Source organism: Variovorax sp. RA8, assembly GCF_901827175.1.
Taxonomy (GTDB): Bacteria; Pseudomonadota; Gammaproteobacteria; order Burkholderiales; family Burkholderiaceae_C; genus Variovorax.
Map to the genome: position 1 here is coordinate 638,704 of NZ_LR594662.1, position 20,568 is coordinate 659,271.

The 20,568-nt window shown below is 69.2% G+C and carries 20 protein-coding genes; 14 read left to right on the plus strand and 6 right to left on the minus strand.

The window, feature by feature from the left end:
- Position 1 precedes the first annotated feature (1 nt).
- The 6 genes from E5P3_RS03050 to E5P3_RS03075 are packed head-to-tail and all read left to right on the plus strand — an operon-like array spanning position 2 to position 7,122.
- A complete protein-coding gene (locus tag E5P3_RS03050) occupies positions 2-1,522 on the plus strand; it encodes a sugar ABC transporter ATP-binding protein (RefSeq protein WP_162584626.1) in 1,521 nt (506 codons plus the stop codon).
- The gene (locus E5P3_RS03055) at positions 1,519-2,571 is read left to right on the plus strand and encodes an ABC transporter permease (RefSeq protein ID WP_162584627.1); all 1,053 of its coding nucleotides are present in this window, start codon (positions 1,519-1,521) and stop codon (positions 2,569-2,571) included. Before E5P3_RS03050 ends, E5P3_RS03055 begins: the two co-directional genes overlap by 4 nt.
- Positions 2,568-3,596, plus strand: coding sequence for a galactofuranose ABC transporter, permease protein YjfF (yjfF, locus tag E5P3_RS03060; RefSeq protein ID WP_162584628.1), 1,029 nt, complete (start codon positions 2,568-2,570; stop codon positions 3,594-3,596). Before E5P3_RS03055 ends, yjfF begins: the two co-directional genes overlap by 4 nt.
- A gap of 35 nt (positions 3,597-3,631) precedes the next feature.
- Entirely contained in the window at positions 3,632-5,380 is a 1,749-nt protein-coding gene (locus tag E5P3_RS03065) for an IlvD/Edd family dehydratase (RefSeq protein WP_162584629.1), read from the plus strand.
- Positions 5,381-5,423: 43 nt separating this feature from the next.
- Positions 5,424-6,350 (plus strand): dihydrodipicolinate synthase family protein, encoded by a 927-nt coding sequence (locus E5P3_RS03070; protein ID WP_162584630.1) that lies wholly within the window; start codon positions 5,424-5,426, stop codon positions 6,348-6,350.
- A 43-nt stretch (positions 6,351-6,393) separates the two neighbouring features.
- On the plus strand, positions 6,394-7,122 hold the full coding sequence (locus E5P3_RS03075; RefSeq protein ID WP_162589509.1) for a glutathione S-transferase: 729 nt from the start codon (positions 6,394-6,396) through the stop codon (positions 7,120-7,122).
- Positions 7,123-7,165: 43 nt separating this feature from the next.
- Here the strand turns inward: E5P3_RS03075 and rsmI are convergent, their stop codons facing one another.
- Positions 7,166-8,101, minus strand: coding sequence for a 16S rRNA (cytidine(1402)-2'-O)-methyltransferase (rsmI, locus tag E5P3_RS03080; protein WP_162584631.1), 936 nt, complete (start codon positions 8,099-8,101; stop codon positions 7,166-7,168).
- A 23-nt stretch (positions 8,102-8,124) separates the two neighbouring features.
- Here rsmI and E5P3_RS03085 point away from each other — a divergent pair, with 23 nt between their 5' ends.
- The 3 genes from E5P3_RS03085 to E5P3_RS03095 all read left to right on the plus strand — a co-directional run bounded on the left by E5P3_RS03085 (position 8,125) and on the right by E5P3_RS03095 (position 9,952).
- Entirely contained in the window at positions 8,125-8,490 is a 366-nt protein-coding gene (locus E5P3_RS03085; protein ID WP_162589510.1) for a YraN family protein, read from the plus strand.
- A gap of 92 nt (positions 8,491-8,582) precedes the next feature.
- Positions 8,583-9,212: an SIS domain-containing protein gene (locus tag E5P3_RS03090; RefSeq protein WP_162584632.1), complete on the plus strand. Its 630-nt coding sequence runs from the start codon at positions 8,583-8,585 to the stop codon at positions 9,210-9,212.
- Complete coding sequence (locus E5P3_RS03095; RefSeq protein ID WP_162584633.1) at positions 9,209-9,952, plus strand: BON domain-containing protein; 744 nt, start codon at positions 9,209-9,211, stop codon at positions 9,950-9,952. The genes E5P3_RS03090 and E5P3_RS03095 overlap by 4 nt, the downstream gene beginning before the upstream one ends.
- Before the next feature lie 101 nt (positions 9,953-10,053).
- On the opposite strand, the gene E5P3_RS03100 is transcribed toward E5P3_RS03095, so the two are convergent.
- From E5P3_RS03100 to E5P3_RS03110, 3 genes are all read right to left on the minus strand, one after another.
- Entirely contained in the window at positions 10,054-10,974 is a 921-nt protein-coding gene (locus E5P3_RS03100) for an NAD(P)-dependent oxidoreductase (protein WP_162584634.1), read from the minus strand.
- Between the two features lie 35 nt (positions 10,975-11,009).
- Complete coding sequence (locus E5P3_RS03105) at positions 11,010-12,146, minus strand: PilT/PilU family type 4a pilus ATPase (RefSeq protein ID WP_162584635.1); 1,137 nt, start codon at positions 12,144-12,146, stop codon at positions 11,010-11,012.
- Positions 12,147-12,313: 167 nt separating this feature from the next.
- Positions 12,314-13,357 (minus strand): type IV pilus twitching motility protein PilT, encoded by a 1,044-nt coding sequence (locus tag E5P3_RS03110; RefSeq protein ID WP_162578250.1) that lies wholly within the window; start codon positions 13,355-13,357, stop codon positions 12,314-12,316.
- Positions 13,358-13,395: 38 nt separating this feature from the next.
- On the opposite strand from E5P3_RS03110, the gene E5P3_RS03115 reads away from it, so the two are divergent.
- Positions 13,396-14,082, plus strand: a complete 687-nt coding sequence (locus E5P3_RS03115; protein WP_162584636.1) for a YggS family pyridoxal phosphate-dependent enzyme — start codon at positions 13,396-13,398, stop codon at positions 14,080-14,082.
- Between the two features lie 6 nt (positions 14,083-14,088).
- On the opposite strand, the gene E5P3_RS03120 is transcribed toward E5P3_RS03115, so the two are convergent.
- Complete coding sequence (locus tag E5P3_RS03120) at positions 14,089-14,568, minus strand: Lrp/AsnC ligand binding domain-containing protein (RefSeq protein WP_162584637.1); 480 nt, start codon at positions 14,566-14,568, stop codon at positions 14,089-14,091.
- Between the two features lie 94 nt (positions 14,569-14,662).
- Between E5P3_RS03120 and E5P3_RS03125 the strand changes: the two genes are divergently transcribed.
- The 3 genes from E5P3_RS03125 (at position 14,663) to E5P3_RS03135 (ending at position 19,744) form a co-directional block, all read left to right on the plus strand.
- A complete protein-coding gene (locus E5P3_RS03125; protein ID WP_162584638.1) occupies positions 14,663-17,626 on the plus strand; it encodes an L-glutamate gamma-semialdehyde dehydrogenase in 2,964 nt (987 codons plus the stop codon).
- An 84-nt stretch (positions 17,627-17,710) separates the two neighbouring features.
- Entirely contained in the window at positions 17,711-18,982 is a 1,272-nt protein-coding gene (locus E5P3_RS03130) for a Glu/Leu/Phe/Val family dehydrogenase (RefSeq protein WP_162584639.1), read from the plus strand.
- A 138-nt stretch (positions 18,983-19,120) separates the two neighbouring features.
- The gene (locus E5P3_RS03135; protein ID WP_162584640.1) at positions 19,121-19,744 is read left to right on the plus strand and encodes a DUF2242 domain-containing protein; all 624 of its coding nucleotides are present in this window, start codon (positions 19,121-19,123) and stop codon (positions 19,742-19,744) included.
- 6 nt (positions 19,745-19,750) lie between these two features.
- Here E5P3_RS03135 and E5P3_RS03140 read toward each other — a convergent pair whose 3' ends face one another.
- Complete coding sequence (locus tag E5P3_RS03140) at positions 19,751-19,978, minus strand: hypothetical protein (RefSeq protein WP_162584641.1); 228 nt, start codon at positions 19,976-19,978, stop codon at positions 19,751-19,753.
- 205 nt (positions 19,979-20,183) lie between these two features.
- On the opposite strand from E5P3_RS03140, the gene E5P3_RS03145 reads away from it, so the two are divergent.
- The gene (locus E5P3_RS03145) at positions 20,184-20,561 is read left to right on the plus strand and encodes a VOC family protein (protein ID WP_162584642.1); all 378 of its coding nucleotides are present in this window, start codon (positions 20,184-20,186) and stop codon (positions 20,559-20,561) included.
- The last annotated feature ends 7 nt before the right edge of the window (positions 20,562-20,568 follow it).

Sequence of the window (20,568 nt, forward strand, 5' to 3'; positions counted from 1 at the left end):
GATGAGCGCAGAGATGCAGCCGGTCCTGGAGCTCTCGGGCATCCACAAGCAGTTCGCCGGCGTCAGCGCGCTGCGCGACGTGCAGCTGCGGCTGTATGCGGGCGAGATCCATGCGTTGATGGGCCAGAACGGCGCGGGCAAGTCCACGCTGATCAAGGTGCTCACCGGCGCGCTTCCCTCGGGCGGCGGCACCATGCGGCTGGACGGCCAGCCGATCCGGCCCGCCTCGCCGCTCGAGGCGCAGAAGCTGGGCATCAGCACCGTCTACCAGGAGGTCAATCTCTGTCCCAACCTCTCGGTGGCCGAGAACGTGTTCGCAGGCCGCTACCCGCGGCGCGGCGCGATCGAGGGCTTTCGCATCGACTGGTCGGCCGTGCATCGGCGTGCGCGCGAGCTGCTGGCCCGCATCGGGTTGGAGATCGACGTCGGGCGGCTGCTGTCGAGCTACCCGGTCGCTGTGCAGCAGATGGTCGCGATCGCACGCGCACTCGGCCTGTCCTCCAAGGTGCTGATCCTGGACGAGCCGACCTCCAGCCTGGACGAGGACGAGGTTCGCAAGCTTTTCGACGTGTTGCGCCGGCTGCGCGGCGAGGGCTTGTGCGTCGTGTTCGTCACTCACTTCCTGAACCAGGTGTACGAGGTGTCGGACCGCATCACCGTCCTGCGCAACGGCGCATGGGTGGGCGAATGGCGTGCGAGCGAGCTGGGGCCGCAGGCGCTGATTGCCGCGATGCTCGGGCGCGAGCTGGCCGCGCAGTCGGCGCGGGCGGCCGCGCTGCCCGTGGTCGCCGTCGACACACCCGCGATGCTGGAAGCGCAGGGGCTTGGCCAGTCGGGGCTGCTGCAGCCGGTGGACCTGCGCATTCGCGCCGGCGAGATCGTCGGGCTCGCCGGCCTGCTGGGCGCCGGGCGAACGGAGCTGGCGCGCCTGCTCTTCGGCCTGGAGGCGCCCGATCGCGGGCAGCTTCGCATCGACGGCGAGGTGGTGCGCTTCGCCAGTCCGGCCGACGCGGTCCGCCGCGGCCTTGCGCTTTGCCCCGAGGAGCGCAAGACCGACGGCATCGTGGCCGAGCTGTCCGTGCGCGAGAACATCGCGCTGGCGCTGCAGGCGAGGATGGGCACGCGCCGCTTCCTCTCGCGCGCGGAGCAGACCGCGCTGGCCGAGCGCTACGTAGCCGCGCTCGACATCAAGACGGCGAGCGTGGAGACGCCGATCGGCCTGCTCTCCGGCGGCAACCAGCAGAAGGCCATGATCGCGCGCTGGCTCGCCACCGAGCCGCGGCTGCTGATCCTCGACGAACCGACGCGCGGCATCGACGTCGGCGCCAAGCAGGAAATCATGGACCAGATCCTGCGGCTCGCGCAGGCCGGCATGGCGGTGCTCTTCATCTCGTCGGAGATGAGCGAGGTGGTGCGCGTGGCGCACCGCATCGTGGTGCTGCGGGACCGCCGGAAGGTGGGCGAGCTGCCGGCCGGCAGCAGTGAAGACGAAGTATGCGAACTGATCGCGGCCACATCATGAGCACCGCTCCCTCCTCCGGCTTTGTCGCCACCGCCTTGCGCCACCGGCTTGCCTGGCCGCTGCTCGCGCTGGTGCTGCTGCTCGCCCTCAACGCGGCATTCAACCCCGGCTTCCTGCATCTCGAGTGGCGCGACGGGCATCTCTACGGCAGCCTGATCGACATCCTGAACCGCGCGGCGCCGCTGGTGCTCGTCTCGCTGGGCATGACGCTGGTGATCGCGACGCGCGGCATCGACATCTCGGTGGGCGCGGTGGTCGCCATCGCGGCGGCGCTCGCGGCCTGGATGATCGGCGGCTCGGTCTCGGGCAACGTCAGCCGCTTCCCGATGCCGGTGGCCATCGCCTCGGCCATCGGCGTTGCCCTGGTCTGCGGGCTGTGGAACGGCCTGCTGGTCGCACGCGTGGGCATGCAGCCCATCATCGCCACGTTGATCCTGATGGTGGCGGGCCGCGGCATCGCGCAGCTCATCACCGGCGGGCAGATCATCACCATCTACTACCAGCCCTTCTTCTTCCTGGGCAGTGGCTACCTGCTGGGCCTGCCGTTCGCGCTCTTCGTCGTGGCGCTCGTCTTCATCGCGCTCTACCTTGCGCTCACGCGCACCGCGCTTGGACTGTTCATCCAGGCGGTGGGCATCAACCCGACGGCGGCACGCGTGGCCGGCGTGCAGGCGCGCCGGCTGGTGGTGGGCGCCTACGCTTTCTGCGGCGCCTGCGCCGGCGTGGCGGGGCTGCTGATCAGCTCGAACGTGAAGAGCGCGGACGGCAACAACGCCGGCCAGCTGCTCGAGCTCGACGCCATCCTGGCCGTCACGCTCGGCGGTACCGCGCTCACCGGCGGGCGCTTCAGCCTGGTGGGCAGCGTGATCGGCGCGCTCATCATCCAGACATTGACCTACGCCATCTACTCGCTGGGCGTGCCGCCCGAGATCAACCTGGTGGTGAAGGCGGTGGTGGTGTTCGCGGTGATGCTGCTGCAGTCTCCGGAGTTCCGTGCCGCCGTCGGCAGCCTGGCGCGGCGGCCGTCACTCGAAGGAGCGGATCGATGAGCGCGGTGATGCAGGAGCAGGAGACGGCCGCGCTAGGCGCCGCGACCGGCACGGCGCGGCGCCCGCGCTTCAACCCCAAGTACCTGCCGCTGGCTGCCACCATCTCGCTCTTCGTCGCGATGGCTGCACTCGGCTCGGTGCTCTACGACAGCTTCTTCTCGGCGCAGGTCTTCCTCAACCTGCTGATCGACAACGCTTTCCTGATCGTGGTGGCGGTCGGCATGAGCTTCGTGATCCTGTCGGGCGGCATCGACCTGTCAGTGGGCTCGGTGATCGCGCTCACCACCATGGTCTCGGCCTCGCTGGTGGAGAAGCATGGGTGGAACCCCGCGGCCGTCATCCCGCTGGTGCTGCTGATGGGGACGGCCTTCGGCGGGGTGATGGGCGTGCTGATCGAGCGCTTCCGGCTGCAGCCCTTCATCGTCACCCTCGCGGGCATGTTCCTGGCGCGCGGGCTCTGCTACCTGATCAGCATCGATTCGATCAGCATCACCAACGAGTTCTACGCATCGGTCTCGCAGCTGCGCATCCCGGTGGGCTTCGGGGCCTCGCTGTCGGTCAGCGCCGTGATCGCCCTCGCCGTGCTGGTGCTCGCCGTCTTCGTCGCGCACTGGACGCCTTTCGGCCGCACCGTCTACGCGATCGGCGGGAGCGAGCACTCGGCCATGCTGATGGGCTTGCCGGTGCGCTCGACGCTCGTGGGCGTGTATGCGCTCTCGGGCTTCTGCTCGGCGCTGGCGGGCGTGATCTTCACCTTCTACATGCTCTCGGGCTACGGCCTGCACGCGATGGGGCTGGAGCTCGACGCGATCGCGGCCGTGGTGATCGGCGGCACGCTGCTGACCGGCGGCGTGGGCTATGTGGCCGGCACGCTGTTCGGCGTGCTCACCCTCGGAATCATCCAGACACTGATCGCCTTCGACGGCACGCTGAGCTCCTGGTGGACGCGCATCGTCGTGGGCGCCTTGCTCTTCTTCTTCTGCCTGCTGCAGCGCTTCTTCACCGCGCGCGCGCCGCGGCGCTGAGTCCTCCAAACACTGTTCCCGAGAAAGCCCGCCTCATGCCGGATGCCCCCAAGAAACTACGTTCCGCCCAATGGTTCGGCCCGGCCGACAAGAATGGCTTCATGTACCGCAGCTGGATGAAGAACCAGGGCATCCCCGACCACGAGTTCGACGGCCGCCCGATCGTGGGCATCTGCAACACCTGGTCGGAGCTCACGCCATGCAATGCGCACTTCCGCAAGATCGCCGAGCATGTGAAGCGCGGCATCTCGGAGGCCGGCGGCTTTCCGGTGGAGTTCCCGGTGTTCTCCAACGGCGAGTCGAACCTGCGGCCGACCGCGATGTTCACGCGCAACCTCGCGAGCATGGACGTGGAGGAGGCGATCCGCGGCAACCCGATCGATGCGGTGGTGCTGCTCACCGGCTGCGACAAGACCACCCCTGCGCTGCTGATGGGCGCGGCAAGCTGCGACGTCCCCGCCATCGTGGTGACCGGTGGGCCGATGCTCAACGGCAAGCTCGAGGGGCGCAACATCGGCTCGGGGACGGCGGTGTGGCAGCTGCACGAGTCGTTCAAGGCGGGCGAGATCGACCTGCACCACTTCCTCGCGGCCGAAGGCGGCATGTCGCGTTCAGCCGGCACCTGCAACACCATGGGAACAGCCTCGACCATGGCCTGCATGGCGGAGGCGCTCGGTACCTCGCTGCCGCACAACGCGGCGATCCCGGCGGTCGACGCGCGCCGCTACGTGCTGGCGCAGATGTCGGGCGCGCGCGCGGTCGCGATGGCACGCGAGGGCTTGACGCTGTCGAAGATCCTCACGCGCGAGGCGTTCGAGAACGCCATCCGCGTGAATGCGGCGATCGGCGGCTCGACCAACGCGGTGATCCATCTGAAGGCCATCGCCGGGCGCATCGGCGTCGACCTGGCGCTGGAAGACTGGACCCGCATCGGCCGCGGTACGCCTACCATCGTCGACCTGATGCCCTCGGGTCGCTTCCTCATGGAGGAGTTCTATTACGCGGGCGGTCTTCCCGCCGTGTTGCGCCGGCTGGGCGAGGCGGGGCTGCTGCCGCATCCCGGCGCGCTCACCGTCAACGGCCGCACGCTGTGGGACAACGTGCGTGAAGCGCCCAGCTACGACGACGAGGTGATCCGCCCGCTGGACCGGCCGCTGATGGACGATGGCAGCATCCGCATCCTGCGCGGCAACCTGTCGCCGCGCGGCGCGGTGCTCAAGCCTTCGGCTGCCACGCCCGAGCTGCTCCAGCACCGTGGCCGCGCGGTAGTGTTCGAGGACTTCGACCACTACAAGCGCCGAATCGTCGACGAATCGCTGGAGGTCGACGCGAGCTCGGTGCTGGTGCTGAAGAACTGCGGCCCGCGCGGCTATCCCGGCATGGCCGAGGTCGGCAACATGGGCCTGCCGCCGAAGCTCCTGCGCCAGGGCGTCAAGGACATGGTGCGCATCTCCGACGCGCGCATGAGCGGCACGGCCTACGGCACGGTGGTGCTGCACGTCGCGCCCGAGGCGGCCGCCGGCGGCCCGCTGGCGGCGGTGCGCGACGGCGACTGGATCGAGCTGGACTGCGAAGGGGGCCGCCTGCACCTGGACATCAGCAACGAGGAACTGGCCGCCCGCCTGGCTGCACTGGCCGCGCCCGCCGAGGAACTGCCCGCAGCAAAGGCACGGGGCGGCTACCGGCGCCTGTACATCGACCATGTGCTGCAAGCCGACGAGGGCTGCGACTTCGACTTCCTGGTGGGCTGCCGCGGTGCCGAGGTGCCGCGCCATTCCCATTGATGCCACTGATCCCACTGATCCGCACTTTCTCCGTGGAGCCTGCATGACCCTGGACAACCCCCGCCATCGAGGCATCTATCCCGTCGCGCCCACCACCTTCACCGAATCGGGCGAGCTCGACCTCGACAGCCAGAAGCGCTGCATCGATTTCATGATCGACGCCGGCTCGGACGGTATCTGCATCCTGGCGAACTTCTCCGAGCAGTTCCTGCTGTCGGACGAAGAACGCGAGGTGCTGACGCGCACCGTGCTCGCGCATGTCGCGGGCCGCGTGCCGGTGATCGTCACCACCACGCACACCAGCACCCGCGTCTGCGCCGAGCGCAGCCGCCGCGCGCAGGACCTGGGGGCCGCCATGGTGATGGTGATGCCGCCGTACCACGGCGCCACCTTCCGCTGCATCGAGCCGCAGATCCACGCGTTCTATGCGCGCCTGTCGGACGCCATCGACATCCCCATCATGATCCAGGACGCGCCGGCCAGCGGCACGCCGCTGTCCGCGTCGTTCCTCGCGCGCCTGGCCATGGAGATCGAGCACGTGGCCTACTTCAAGATCGAGACCGCGGGCGCCGCATCGAAGCTGCGGGAGCTGATCCGCCTGGGCGGCGAGGCGATCGAAGGGCCGTGGGACGGTGAAGAGGCGATCACGCTGCTGCCCGACCTGGACGCCGGCGCCACCGGGTCGATGACGGGCGGCGGCTATCCGGACGGCATACGGCCCATCATCGAGGCGCATCGCAACGGCGATCGCGAGCGGGCCTATGCGCTCTACGAGCGTTGGCTGCCGCTGATCAACTACGAGAACCGGCAGGCCGGCTTCCTGGCCGCCAAGGCGCTGATGAAGGAGGGTGGGGTGATCGCCTGCGAGGCGCCGCGCCACCCGTGGCCGGCGCTGCATCCGGAGACGCGCAAGGGGCTGATCGAGACGGCCAGGCGGCTCGATCCGATGGTGCTGCGCTGGGGTCGTTGACGGGAGAGCTTGGCGCGATAGCATGCGCGCGAAAGGACTCGGCGTGACCTACCAGCTCCACTACTGGCCCACCATCCAGGGCCGCGGCGAATTCGTGCGGCTCGCACTCGAGGCGGCCGGTGCCGACTATGTCGACGTGGCGCGCGAGCCGGCGGGCCGGGGCGGGGGCGAGGCGGCGCTGGGGCGGCGGCTGAGCGATCCGGGCAATCCGCGCGCTTCCTTCGCGCCGCCCTTTTTGGTCGACGGCGACATCGTGGTCGGCCAGACCGCGGCGATCCTGCTGTACCTGGGCCCGCGCCTGGGCCTGGCAGGCGTCGGCGAGCGCGATGCGCTCTGGACGCACCAGTTGCAGCTCACCATCGCCGATGTGGTGGCGGAGGCCCACGACACGCACCACCCGATCTCCAGCGGCGCCTACTACGAGGAGCAGCGCGAGGCGGCGCAGGCGCGCGCCAAGTGCTTCCGCGAGGAGCGCATCCCGAAGTTCCTGGACTGGTTCGAGCGCGTGCTGCAGCGCAACCCGGCGGGCGACCTGCACCTCGTGGGCGACAGCCTGACCTATGCCGACCTCTCGCTGTTCCAGCTGGTGGCGGGACTGCGCTATGCCTTCCCGAAGGCGACGGCACGTGCGCTGGCCCGCACCCCTGCCGTGGTCAAGCTGCATGCCAACATCGCGCGCCGGCAGCGCGTGCACGAGTACCTGCAGAGCCCGCGGCGCATTCCGTTCAACGAGGAAGGCATCTTCAGGCACTACCCCGAGCTCGACGGCTGATCGACCTCGGGGCCGCTGAAGGCAGGCACCCGGATGCCCGCTTTCAGTCGCCGGGCGATTCGCGCAGGCGCAGCGCCAGCTCGTAGAGCGCATTGCGCGGCGCGCCGCTGATCTCGGCCGCGAGACGCACCGCGCTCTTGAGCGGCAGCTCGGCCAGCAGCAGCTGCAGGACGCGCCGGGCTTCGGCGTCGTCGTCCCCCGCCGCCGGCGCAGGATGCAGCGCCAGCGCGAACTCGCCGCGCGTACGGTCGCGGCTGGCCGCGAGCCAGGCAGGCAGTTCGGCGGCGGGCAGCGTGGCGATCTCCTCGAACTGCTTGGTGAGCTCGCGCCCCACCGTCACGCGCCGGTCGCCCAGCACGACCAGGGAACGCGCCAGGGCCTCGATGCGATGCGGCGCCTCCAGCAGCACCACGCTGCGCGGCTCGGCGGCGAGCGCCTGCACGGCGGCATCGCGCTCGCCGGGCTTGGCGGGCAGGAAGCCGGCGAAGACGAAGGCACTCCCGGCGTCGCCGTCCGCGACCAGCCCTGCGGCGGACACCAGCGTGGTCACGCTGCTCGCGCCCGGCAGCGGCAGCACGCGCAGGCCTGCAGCGCGCACCGCAGTGGCCAGGCGCGCGCCGGGGTCGCTGACGCCGGGCGTGCCGGCATCGCTGACATAGGCGATGCGCTCGCCGGCCATGAGGCGCGCGATCACGGCCTGCGCCGCCGCGGCCTCGTTGTGCTGGTGCAGCGCCAGCAGGTGGGACGCGGGCCGCTCGATGCCGTAGGCGCGCAGCAGGCCCTGCGTGTGGCGCGTGTCCTCGCAGGCCACGGCATCGACCAGCTGCAGCACGTGGAGGGCGCGCAGCGTGATGTCCGCCAGGTTGCCGATCGGGGTGGCGACCACGTACAGCGCGCCTTCGGGATAATGCTGCGCGCCCGCGGCATCGCGCGCGGCCGGCAGGGCTGCGCCGAAGGAGGCGGGGGCGAGGGAGCTCAAACGTGTTTCTCCAGAACAAGAAGGTGGCCGAGGCCACCACCAAGCAGCGCGGGGATGCGGCCGAGGCGGCCGCGCTCGCGCATCTGCAGTCGGCCGGCCTGGTGCTGGTCGCGCGCAATTATCGAACCCCGGGCCGCGGTGGCGGAGAGATCGACCTGATCATGCGCGATCCGCGCGACGGCACGCTGGTCTTCGTCGAGGTGCGCCATCGCGCCGGTGCGAGCCATGGCGGCGCGGCCTCCAGCATCACCGGCGTGAAGCGGCGGCGCATCGTCTTCGCGGCGCGGCACTACCTGAGCCGCCTGCGCACGCTGCCGCCCTGCCGCTTCGACGTGGTGCTGGTGGAGGGGCGCATCGAATGGATCCGCGCCGCCTTCGATGCCGATTGATATTCTTCCAGGGCGGGGAACCCTGGCCGCCCGCCGCACTCAAGCGGGGCAATAACCTTTTGTTGCGCGGCCCGCAGTTATCATCCCGCCCCATGCTCGAGCAACGGATCCAGCAGCACTTCATCGACAGCGCAGACCTCAAGTACCAGGCCGGCCCGCTTCTCAGCAAACCGATCTCCCAGGCCATGCAGGCGCTGCTCGCCTGCATGACCAGCGGCGGCAAGATCCTGGCGTGCGGCGCGGGAGTTTCGGGCCTGCTGGCGGCGCAGTTCGCCGCGCAGTTCGTCGGCCGCTTCGAACGCGATCGCCCTGGGCTCGGTGCCATCGCGCTGCCGTTCGACGCCATCGACCCGGCCGCGGACACGCCCGAGGTGGGCGACCCGGACCGCTTCGCGCGCCATGTGCGCGCACTCGGGCAGGGCGGTGACGTGCTGCTGGCCCTCAGCGCCAGCGGCCAGTCCGCCGCCGTGCTGGCCGCGCTCGAGGCGGCGCATGCGCGCGACATGACCGTGGTGGCCCTGCTGGGCAACGCCGCGGGCGGCGGCGGCGGCAGCAGCAATCCCGGGGGCGCCGTCGGGCGCGCCTTGCGCGAAACCGATGTCCAGATCTGCGTGCCGCACGAGCGCGCGGCGCGCATCCACGAAGTCCACCTGCTCGTGCTGCACTGCCTGTGCGACGGCGTGGATGCCCAGTTACTCGGAGAACAGGAAGTTTCCATATGACGACGACATCCCTCCAGCGCCTCGCGTTGGCCTTGACCGCGGGCGCTGCGCTGGCTGCCAGCCTTTCCGCCTGTGTGCCGCTGGTGGTCGGTGGCGCGGCCGTGGTCGGCGCGGGCATGGTGGCGACCGACCGCCGCAGCTCGGGCGCGCAGCTCGACGACCAGGGCATCGAGCTGCGCGCGAGCGCGCGGGTGCGCGAGATCGCGAACGACCAGATGTACGTCAGCGTCACCAGCTACAACCGCCAGGTCCTGCTGACCGGCGCGGTGGGCAACGAGGCCGACCGCCGCCGCGTCGAGGACGTGGTGCGCCGCGTCGACAACGTGCGCTCGGTGGTCAACGAGCTCACGATCGGCGCGCCGAGCACCTTTCAGGAGCGCTCCAGCGACACCCTGATCGCCGGCAAGATCAAGGCTTCCCTGCTCGACGCCAAGGACGTCTTCGCCAACTCCTTCAAGGTCGTGGTGGAGCGTGGCACGGTCTACCTGATGGGCCTGGCCACGCGGCGCGAGACCGATCGCGCCACCGACATCGCGCGCGGCGTCTCCGGCGTGCAGAAGGTGGTGCGCGTGGTCGAGATCGTCAGCGAGGCAGAGCTGGCCGGCCAGCCGCAGCAGGGCGGCACCGGTGCCGCGCCGGGCGGCTCGCGCTCCAACGTGCCGCTGCCACCCATGGAGCCGCTGCCGCCGGCCGGGCCTTCGCAGCCCTCCGGCGGTGCCATCGCCACCCCCGTCCGATAGGAAATTCCAGGAACACCGCGGAACCGGCTTTGCCGGGCCGCTGGTGTTGCCCCCGGTGAGGGGGTGGGCGGCTACACGGAGTGAGCCAACCTGGGGGAGAGCTATTTCAATCGGGTGATCAGGCTCGACGTATCCCAGCGCCGCCCGCCGGCCTGCTGCACGTCGGCATAGAACTGGTCCACCAGCGCGGTCACCGGCAGCCGTGCGCCGTTGCGCTTGGCCTCGTCGAGCACCAGGCCGAGGTCCTTGCGCATCCAGTCGACGGCGAAGCCGAAGTCGAACTTGCCTTCGACCATGGTCTTGCCGCGGTTGTCCATCTGCCAGCTCTGCGCGGCGCCCTTGCCGATCACGGCCAGCACCTCGTTCATGTCGAGCCCGGCGCGCTGGCCGAAGGCAATGGCTTCCGACAGGCCCTGCACCAGGCCGGCAATCGCGATCTGGTTGACCATCTTCGCGAGCTGGCCCGCGCCGCTCTCGCCGAGTCGCGTAACGGCGCGCGCGAAGGCGGCGATCACCGGCTTCACGCGCTCGAAGGCCGTCGCGTCGCCGCCGCACATCACCGTCAGCGCGCCGTTCTGCGCGCCGGCCTGGCCGCCGGAGACGGGGGCGTCGATGAACTGCACGCCGCGCTCCAGCGCGGCCTTCGACAGCTCGCGCGCCACGTCGGCCGAGGCGGTGGTGTGGTCGACGAAGACGGCGCCCTTGGCCATGCCGGCGAGGGCGCCATCCTCGCCCAGCACCACCGAGCGCAGGTCGTCGTCGTTGCCGACGCAGCAGAACACGATGTCGGCGCCGGTTGCGGCTTCGCGCGGGGTGGGTGCATGGCGCAGGGTGCCCTTGGCCTGGGAGCCGAACTCCTCCTGCCAGGCGGCTGACTTGGCGGCGGTGCGGTTGTAGACCGCGACGCTGTGGCCGGCCAAGGCGAGGTGCCCGGCCATGGGGTAGCCCATCACGCCGAGGCCGAGGAAGGCGGTCTTGTGCGCCGGAATGGGGTCGTAGGTTTTGGGGTTGAGGCTGCTCATGAGGCGAGCTTATCGCCCTTGCCGCCCCCGTGTGCTCAGACGATCGCGAAGTGCTCGGTGCCGGCGGACAGGTCGGTCGTGCGCGCGCGCTGGCTGTTGAGCTTGATCTGCAGCCGCAGGTCATTGGCCGAGTCGGCGTTGCGCAGCGCGTCCTCGAAGGAAATCATGTTGGTCTCGAACAGGTCGAACAGCGCCTGGTCGAAGGTCTGCATGCCGAGGTTGCGGCTCTTCTTCATGATCTCCTTGATCTCGCCCACCTCGCCCTTGAAGATCAGGTCGGTGATCAGCGGCGTGTTCAGCAGGATCTCCACCGCGGCGATGCGGCCGCGGCCGTCCTCGGTCGGGATCAGGCGCTGCGAGATCAGCGAGCGCAGGTTGAGCGACAGGTCCATCAGCAGCTGGGAGCGGCGCTCCTCGGGGAAGAAGTTGATGATCCGGTCCAGTGCCTGGTTGGCGCTGTTGGCGTGCAGGGTGGCCATGCACAGGTGGCCGGTCTCGGCGAAGGCCACCGCATGCTCCATGGTCTCTCGGTCGCGGATCTCGCCCATCAGGATCACGTCGGGCGCCTGGCGCAGCGTGTTCTTGAGCGCGGCCTCCCAGCTGTCGGTGTCGATGCCCACCTCGCGCTGCGTCACCACGCAGTTCTTGTGCGGGTGCACGAACTCTACCGGGTCCTCCACCGTCACGATGTGGCCGAAGGAATTCTCGTTGCGCCAGTCGATCATCGCGGCCAGCGTGGTCGACTTGCCCGAGCCCGTGGCGCCCACCAGGATGCACAGGCCGCGCTTGGTCATCGTCACGTCCTTCAGCACCTGCGGCATCCCCAGCCCGTCGATGGTGGGGAGCTTGGCCGGGATGGTCCGCAGCACCATGCCGACCTTGCCCTGCTGCACGAAGGCATTGACGCGGAAGCGGCCGATGCCGGTGGGCGAGATCGCGAAGTTGCACTCCTTGGTGCGCTCGAACTCGGCCGTCTGGCGGTCGTTCATGATCGAGCGCGTGAGCGCCAGCGTGTGCTGCGCGCCCAATGCCTGCTGCGACACCTTGGTGACCTTGCCGTCGATCTTGATCGCGGGCGGGAAGTCGGCGGTGATGAACAGGTCGCTGCCGTTGCGGCTCACCATGAGCTTGAGCAGTTCGTTGATGAACTGGCTGGCTTGATCGCGTTCCATCTGACGACTCCTAGGTCAATTTGGCCGGCGTCGCTGGACGAGCACGGCATTCAAGGTTATCCCCATTCCGGGAACATCGCGGAACCGGCTTTGCCGGGCCGCTGGTGTTGCCCCCGGTAGGGGGTGGGCGGCTACACGAAGTGAGCCAACCTGGGGGTGAGCCATATTCAGCCGGGGAAATTCTCGGGGATCTTTGCCTTGCCGCGGGCTTCTGCCGCGGAAATGACATTGCGCCGCACGAGGTCCGTCAGGCACTGGTCCAGCGTCTGCATGCCCTGGCCGCTGCCGGTCTGGATCGAGGAATACATCTGCGCCACCTTGCCCTCGCGGATCAGGTTGCGGATGGCCGAGGTGCCCAGCATGATCTCGTGCGCCGCCACCCGGCCCTGGCCGTCCTTGGTCTTGCACAGGGTCTGCGAGACCACGGCCTGCAGCGACTCCGAGAGCATGGCGCGGATCATTTCCTTCTCCTCGCCCGGGAACACGTCGATGATCCGGTCGATCGTCTTGGCGGCCGAGGAGGTGTGCAGGGTGCCGAACACCAGGTGGCCCGTCTCGGCCGCGGTCATCGCCAGGCGGATGGTCTCCAGGTCGCGCATTTCGCCGACCAGGATCGCGTCGGGATCCTCTCGCAGCGCCGAGCGCAGGGCGTTGGCGAAGGAGAGCGTCATCGGCCCGACCTCGCGCTGGTTGATCAGGCACTTCTTCGACTCGTGCACGAACTCGATCGGGTCCTCCACCGTCAGGATGTGGCCGTATTCGGTCTCGTTGAGGTAGTTGATCATCGCGGCCAGCGTGGTGGACTTGCCCGAACCCGTCGGGCCGGTCACCAGCACCAGGCCACGAGGCTTGAGCGCGAGGTCGCCGAAAATCTTGGGCGCGTTGAGCTGCTCCAGCGTGAGGATCTTCGAGGGAATGGTCCGGAACACCGCCGCCGCGCCGCGGGCCTGGTTGAAGGCGTTCACGCGGAAGCGCGCGAGGCCGTCGATCTCGAACGAGAAGTCGACCTCGAGGAATTCTTCGTAGTGCTTGCGGTGCGTGTCGCTCATGATGTCGTACACCATGGCGTGCACGGCCTTGTGGTCGAGCGCGTCGACGTTGATGCGCCGCACGTCGCCGTGCACGCGGATCATGGGTGGCAGCCCGGACGATAGATGCAGGTCCGAGGCCTTGTTCTTCACGCTGAAGGCCAGCAGTTGGGTGATGTCCACGAAGCTCCTCGGTGACGTTTTGATACGTTTTGACGATTATGACGATGATTGGTGACAAGCTCCAGCAAGTTCGGGCCCGGATCGTGACCGCATGCACGGCGGCCGGCCGCGATCCGGCGAGCGTGCGCTTGCTTGCGGTGTCCAAGACCTTCCCGGCCGAGGCGGTGCGCGAGGCTCGCACCGCCGGCCAGATTGCCTTCGGCGAGAACTACGTGCAAGAGGGCGTGGCGAAGATCGAGGCCTTGTCCGACCTGCGTACCGAGCTCGAATGGCATTGCATCGGCCCTCTGCAGAGCAACAAGACGCGGCCGGTGGCGGCGCATTTCGATTGGGTGCACAGCATCGACCGGCTCAAGATTGCCGAGCGACTGGCCGAGCAGCGGCCGGCCGAGCTGCCGCCGCTGCAGGTCTGCCTGCAGGTCAATGTGGATGCCGGCGCCAACAAGTCCGGCGTCGTGCCGCAAGACGCGCTGGCCTTGGCGCGTGCTGTTGCGGCCTTGCCACGTTTGCGCCTGCGCGGGCTGATGGCGATCCCCGAGCCGGCGCCGGACTTCGAAGCGCAACGTGCCCCGTTCCTGCGCGCTGCGGCCGTCTTCGAGGAGATGCGCGGCGCGGGCCTCGAGGTCGACACGCTGTCGCTGGGGATGTCTGCGGATCTCGAGGCGGCAATCGCCGCCGGCAGCACCCTGGTGCGCATCGGCACCGCGATCTTTGGCGCGCGCTGAGCGCGTTCAAGCGCCCAGCGGAATGCGCGCGCTGCTCTTGACCTCCTCCATCACCGCATACGTGCGTGTCTCGCGCACGCCCGGCAGCTGCCACAGCACCGTGCCGGCGAACTCGCGGTAGGCCGCCATGTCGGCCATGCGGGTCTTGAGCAGGTAGTCGAAGCCGCCCGCCACCATGTGGCATTCCATGATCTCGTCGCGCACATGCACCGCGGCCTTGAACTGATCGAAGACATTGGCCGTGGTGCGGTCCAGCAGCACCTCGACGAACACCGTGAAGCCGCGGCCCAGCTTGTGCGGGTCCAGCCGCGCCTCGTAGCCCTGGATGAAGCCTTCGCGCGTGAGCCGCTGCACGCGTGCCAGCACGGCGGTGGGCGAGAGCGACACCGCCTCCGCCAGCTTGAGGTTGGAGATCCGGCCGTCCTGCTGAAGAATCTTCAGGAGTTTGAGGTCGATGCGGTCGAGGTTGATGGATTCGGCGTTCATGCTTGGCGAATTATCCAGTCAAGGGCGGATTTTTAGTGATTAACTCGGCAGCGAAAGGCGGACCATCGGCGAACCGCCCACCGGAGTCTTCGCCATGCGCCTGCCCACCCCCTACCGGCCCGAAGCCGAGATCGTTTCCCACCGCCTGGCTTCATTGAAAGGCACGCTCGACTGGCCCTCGGCCGCCTCTGCGGCGGCGCCCTGGGTGAGGGCCGTGCGCGAGCATCCGCCGCATTTCTGGGCCATGGAAAGCCTGCTGCGCGAGTACCCGATCTCCAGCGCCGAGGGCCTCGCGCTGATGCGCCTGGCCGAGGCGCTGCTGCGCGTGCCCGATGCCGAGACCGCCATCGCGCTGACCGCCGACCAATTGGGCCGCGCCGACTTCGAGGGCGCCGCCGACTCCACGCTGGCGCGCCTGTCCGGCTCCGCCATCGCGCTGTCGAAGAAGTTCCTGCCGACGCCCGGCGAGACCGGCGCCGAGCCCGGCTTGGTGGCCCGCGTCGGCGCCCGCACCGTCGTGGCCGCCACCTTGCGCGCGGTGCAGCTGCTGGGCCGCCAGTTCGTGCTGGGCCAGACCATCGAAGAGGCGATGGGCGAGGCGCGCTCGGCGCACCAGAAGCACCAGGCCCTGCGCTTCAGCTACGACATGCTGGGCGAAGGCGCGCGCACCGACGCCGATGCGCGGCGCTACCTCGAGAGCTACGCCAACGCCATCCGCTCGATCGCCGCCCGCGCCGACCGCGAGGGCGCGCCCGAGCACAACGACGGCATCTCCATCAAGCTCAGCGCCCTTCATCCGCGCTACGAGGACGCACAGCGCGAGCGCGTGCTGCGCGAGCTGGTGCCGCGCGTGTGGCAGCTGTGCGAGCTGGCCGCAGACGCGCGCCTCAACCTCACCATCGACGCGGAGGAGGTCGACCGGCTCGAGCTCTCGCTGGAGGTCTTCGAGGCGCTGGCCGCGCGGGTGGCGGCGGAACGACCGCAGTGGCGCGGCTTCGGCCTCGCGATACAGGCCTACCAGACGCGCGCGCTGGAGCTGGTCGAGCATCTTGTCGCCCTTGCGCGCCGCTACAAGCTGCGCCTGATGTGCCGGCTGGTGAAGGGCGCCTACTGGGATGCGGAGATCAAGCGCGCCCAGGAGCTGGGCCTGCCGCACTACCCGGTGTTCACGCACAAGCACCACAGCGACATCAGCTACCTCGCCTGCGCCCGCGCGCTGCTGGCCGCGCCCGACGCGGTCTATCCGCAGTTCGCGACCCACAACGCGGGCACCATCGCGGCCATCCTCCAGATGGCGGGGAGCACGCCCTTCGAGCTGCAGCGGCTGCATGGGATGGGCGAGGGCATCTACCGCGAGGTGATGAAGCGCACCAGCGCGCCGGTGCGCATCTACGCACCGGTCGGCCGCCACAAGGACCTGCTGGCCTACCTGGTGCGCCGGCTGCTGGAGAACGGCGCCAATTCCTCCTTCGTCAACCAGCTGGGCGACGAGAGCGTCGGCCTGGACGAGCTGCTGGTATTGCCCCTGTGGCTGGACAGCCGTGCCGCGTTGCCGCTGCCCGCCGACCTCTACGGCCCGCCGCCGGCGCGGCGCAACAGCCGTGGCCTGGACCTGGCCGATGCCTCAATGCGCGCGCCCTTGCTGGCAGCCTATGCCGATTGCGTCGTGCCCGCGGTCGCCGAATTCGATCCCGCGCAGGCGGCCCTGGCCGTGGCGAAATCGACGGCCAGCTACCCCGCCTGGCGCAAGGCGCCGGTCGCGCAGCGCACCGCCGTCCTGCGCCGCGCGGCCGACACGCTGCAGGCCCAGCTGCCGCGCTTCTGCGCGCTGCTGGTCAAGGAAGCCTTCAAGACCTGGGGCGACGCGGTGGCCGAGGTGCGCGAGGCCATCGACTTCCTGCGCTACTACGCCGACGAGGCCGAGCGCGTGATGCAGCCGGTGACGCTGCCCGGCCCCACCGGCGAGAGCAACGAACTGCGCCTGACCGGACGCGGCCCCTGGGTCTGCATCAGCCCCTGGAACTTCCCGCTCGCGATCTTCCTGGGCCAGGTGGCGGCCGCGCTCGCGACCGGCAACACGGTGCTGGCCAAGCCGGCCGAGCAAACCCCCGCCGTTGCCTCGGAAGCCATCCGCCTGCTGCACGCGGCCGGCGTGCCCGCCGATGCGCTGCAGTTGCTGCACGGCCCCGGCGAGACCGTCGGTGCCGCGCTGGTGGCGGCGCCGGGCGTCGCGGGCGTGGTGTTCACCGGCTCGACACAGGTCGCGAAGGCCATCCACCGCGCGCTGGCCGGCAAGGACGGGCCGATCGTGCCGCTGATCGCCGAGACTGGCGGCATCAACGCGATGCTGGTCGATTCCAGCGCGCTGCCCGAGCAGGTGGTCGATGCCGTGGTCCAGAGCGCCTTCCGCTCGGCCGGGCAGCGCTGCTCGGCGCTGCGCCTGCTGATCCTGCACGAGAGCATCGCCGACGAGGTGATCCGCATGCTCCAGGGGGCGGCAGCCGAGCTGGTGGTCGGCGACCCCGCCCTGCTCTCGACCGACGTCGGCCCGGTGATCGACCGCGAGGCCTTCGAAGGCATCCGGCGGCACCTGACGCGGCTGGATTCGGAAGCCCGCGCGCTGGTGGCCGGCGGCGCCCCTGCGGGCACCATCCCCCATCTGATCGCGCCGCATGCCTACGAGCTGCCTTCGATCGAGCGCGTGCACTGCGAGATCTTCGGCCCCGTGCTGCACGTGGTGCGCTGGTCGGGCGAGCCGCAGGCGGTGATCGACCGCATCAACGCGCTGGGCTTCGGTCTCACGCTGGGCATCCAGACGCGCATCGACAGCCGCGCCCAGGTGCTGGCCGCGCACGCCCATGTGGGCAACGTGTACGTCAACCGCAACATCATCGGCGCGGTGGTCGGCGTGCAGCCCTTCGGCGGCGAAGGGCTCAGCGGCACCGGCCCGAAGGCCGGCGGGCCCCACTACCTGCCGCGCTTCTGCGCCGAGCAAACGCTCACCATCAACACCACCGCCGCCGGCGGCAACGCGGCCCTGCTTGCCGCAAGCGCATAAGGCGCAACGCATCGCGCATAGACCGTGGCGCGGGGCCGCGGGCACGACTATCGTGCGCGGCTTCGCAACAATGCCTGGAGTGCCATGAGCGCCGATCTGTCCTACGTCCAACCGACCCCCAACAGCCCCTGGGGCACCTACCTCTCGCAGGTCGATCGCGTGGTGCCCTACCTGGGCGAGCTGTCCCGCTGGGCCGAGACGCTCAAGCGTCCCAAGCGCGCGCTGATCGTCGACGTGCCGATCGAGATGGACGACGGCAGCATCGCCCACTTCGAGGGCTACCGCGTGCAGCACAACATGTCGCGCGGCCCGGGCAAGGGCGGCGTGCGCTTCCACCCCGATGTGACGCTGGAAGAGGTGATGGCCCTGTCGGCCTGGATGACGGTCAAGACCGCCGCGGTGAACCTGCCCTACGGCGGCGCCAAGGGCGGCATCCGCGTCGACCCGAAGAAGCTCACGCACAAGGAACTCGAGCGGGTGACGCGCCGCTACACCAGCGAGATCGGCATCATCATCGGCCCGCAGCAGGACATTCCCGCGCCCGACGTCAACACCAATGCCCAGGTGATGGCCTGGATGATGGACACCTACTCGATGAACGTCGGCGGCACCGCCACCGGCGTCGTCACGGGCAAGCCGCTGCACCTGGGCGGCTCGCTGGGCCGGGTGAAGGCGACCGGCCGCGGCGTGTTCGTCACCGGGCGCGAGGCGGCGCGCCGCCTGGGCCTGGACCTGCGCGGCGCGCGCATCGCGGTGCAGGGCTTCGGCAACGTCGGCTCGGTGGCGGCGGAGCTGTTCGCCGAGGCCGGCGCGAAGATCGTCGCGGTGCAGGACCACACCGGCACCATCGTCAACGCCAACGGGCTCGACCTCAAGACGCTGCTGCCGCTGGCGCGCGCCGAAGGGGTGGTGGGCTTCAAGGGCGGCGACGTGATCGCCAACGAATCCTTCTGGGACGTGGCTTGCGACATCCTCATTCCCGCGGCCCTCGAGGGCCAGGTGACCGCAGAGCGCGCGCAGAAAACACAGGCCAGGCTCGTGCTCGAAGGCGCCAACGGTCCGACCGTGCCCGCGGCCGACGACATCCTGGCCGAGCGCGGCGTGCTGGTGGTGCCTGACGTGATCTGCAACGCCGGCGGCGTGACGGTCAGCTACTTCGAGTGGGTGCAGGACTTCTCGTCCTTCTTCTGGGACGAGGACGAGATCAACCAGCGGCTGGACCGCATCATGATGAACGCGCTCAACCAGATCTGGGACACCGCCGACAGGCACCGGATCACGTTGCGCACCGCGACCTTCGCGGTGGCCTGCGAGCGCATCCTGATGGCGCGGCAGGAGCGCGGCCTGTATCCGTGAGCGCTGTGAGCGCGATGCGCATTGGAGATCGAGGCCGGGAACACCGGGGGCGCGGCCGCCTCCAATCGTGGCCGAAGCCGGCCGCAGCGGCGGCCGCAGCCGGTAGCATTCCGCATCCCCGACACTGGCTTCCTTCTCATGCGTCCTCCCCTCCCGCACGCAGCCCTCGCGCTGCTGTTCACGCTCCTTCTGGCGGGCTGCGGCATCACTTCCCCTCGGCAGGTCTCCTACGACCCCGAGGAATTCGATTCGACCACCACCCATACGCGCAGCTTTCGCGCGCCCCAGGCCCAGACCTGCGAGGCTGCGCGGCGCGCGCTGCTGAGCCAGGGCTATCTGGTGACGGCGGCCAACGCCGACCTGGTGGCGGGACGCAAGAGCTTCCAGCCTGCCAGCGAGGTCCATGTGGAGGTCGAACTGCGCGTGGTCTGCGCGCGCGACAGCGGCGGCGTGAGCACCATCGCCTTTGCCAGCGCGCTGCAGGACCGCTACAGCCTCAAGAAGGTCAACAACTCGGCCAGCGTGGGCGTCGGCGCGCTCGGGTCGCTGTCCCTGCCTTTTTCATCGAGCGATGATGCGCTGGTCAAGGTGGCCAGCGAGACGCTGACCGACGAGCGCTTCTACGATCGCTTCTTCGCCCTGATCGACCGCTTCCTCGTGCCCGAGGCGGTGCAGAGCACACCGGTCGCACCGCCCGCGCTGCCGGCGCCGAGCACCGACGCGCCGCTGCGTCCGGTGCCGCTGTCGCCTTCGCGGGGCTGATCCGCGTCAGATCGACACCGAGCGTGCCGCGTAGGCCGGCAGGCCGGTCAGGCCGCAGAGGCGCTGCAGCACACCATAGCCCTGCGCGAGCGCAGCGGCGTAGGTGGCGAAGGGGCGCTCGGCGCGCTGCAGCGCCTCGAAGCGGCCGTCGTGGCGCACGTCCTCGTGGATCACCCAGTAATAGGAACCATCGAAGGGTTGTTCCACCAGCAACCCGATCTTTCTCACATCCATGTTCTTGCTCCTCGCTCAAAAGCTTCAAATGAGTACTTAAGAATGTAAAACGATGGGATTAATTCTCGCCGCTGAAAAGTTCACGGTTCGGCGCGTTTTGCGGTGTCGGCCCCGCTTGTCGCCTCCGCCGATTGATTTCGGGCTGGTGCTGTGCGACGGTGTTCCGACTGGTTTCGACGTCAACCCTCTCTGAAGGAGCAAGGCCATGCTGGGAAACAAGGAAGCGGTCGCGAACCTCGCGGTCAAGGATCTGGACCGGGCGAAGCAGTTCTACGAGGAGATATTGGGCCTGACGCCGGTCGAGGCCGAGGGCGACGACTTGATCGTCTTCCAGAGCGGTGTCTCGACGCTCAACGTCTACCGCTCGCAGTACGCCGGCACCAACAAGGCGACCGCGGTCACCTGGGCCGTCGGCGGCGAGATCGAGGCGCTGGTCAGTGCGCTGAAGGCCAAGGGCGTGCGCTTCGAGCACTACGACATGCCTGACACGCGGCTCGAAGACGACATTCACGTCATGGGCGAGATGAAAGTCGCGTGGTTCAAGGACCCCGACGGCAACATCCTCAACCTCATCAACCAATAAAAGGAAC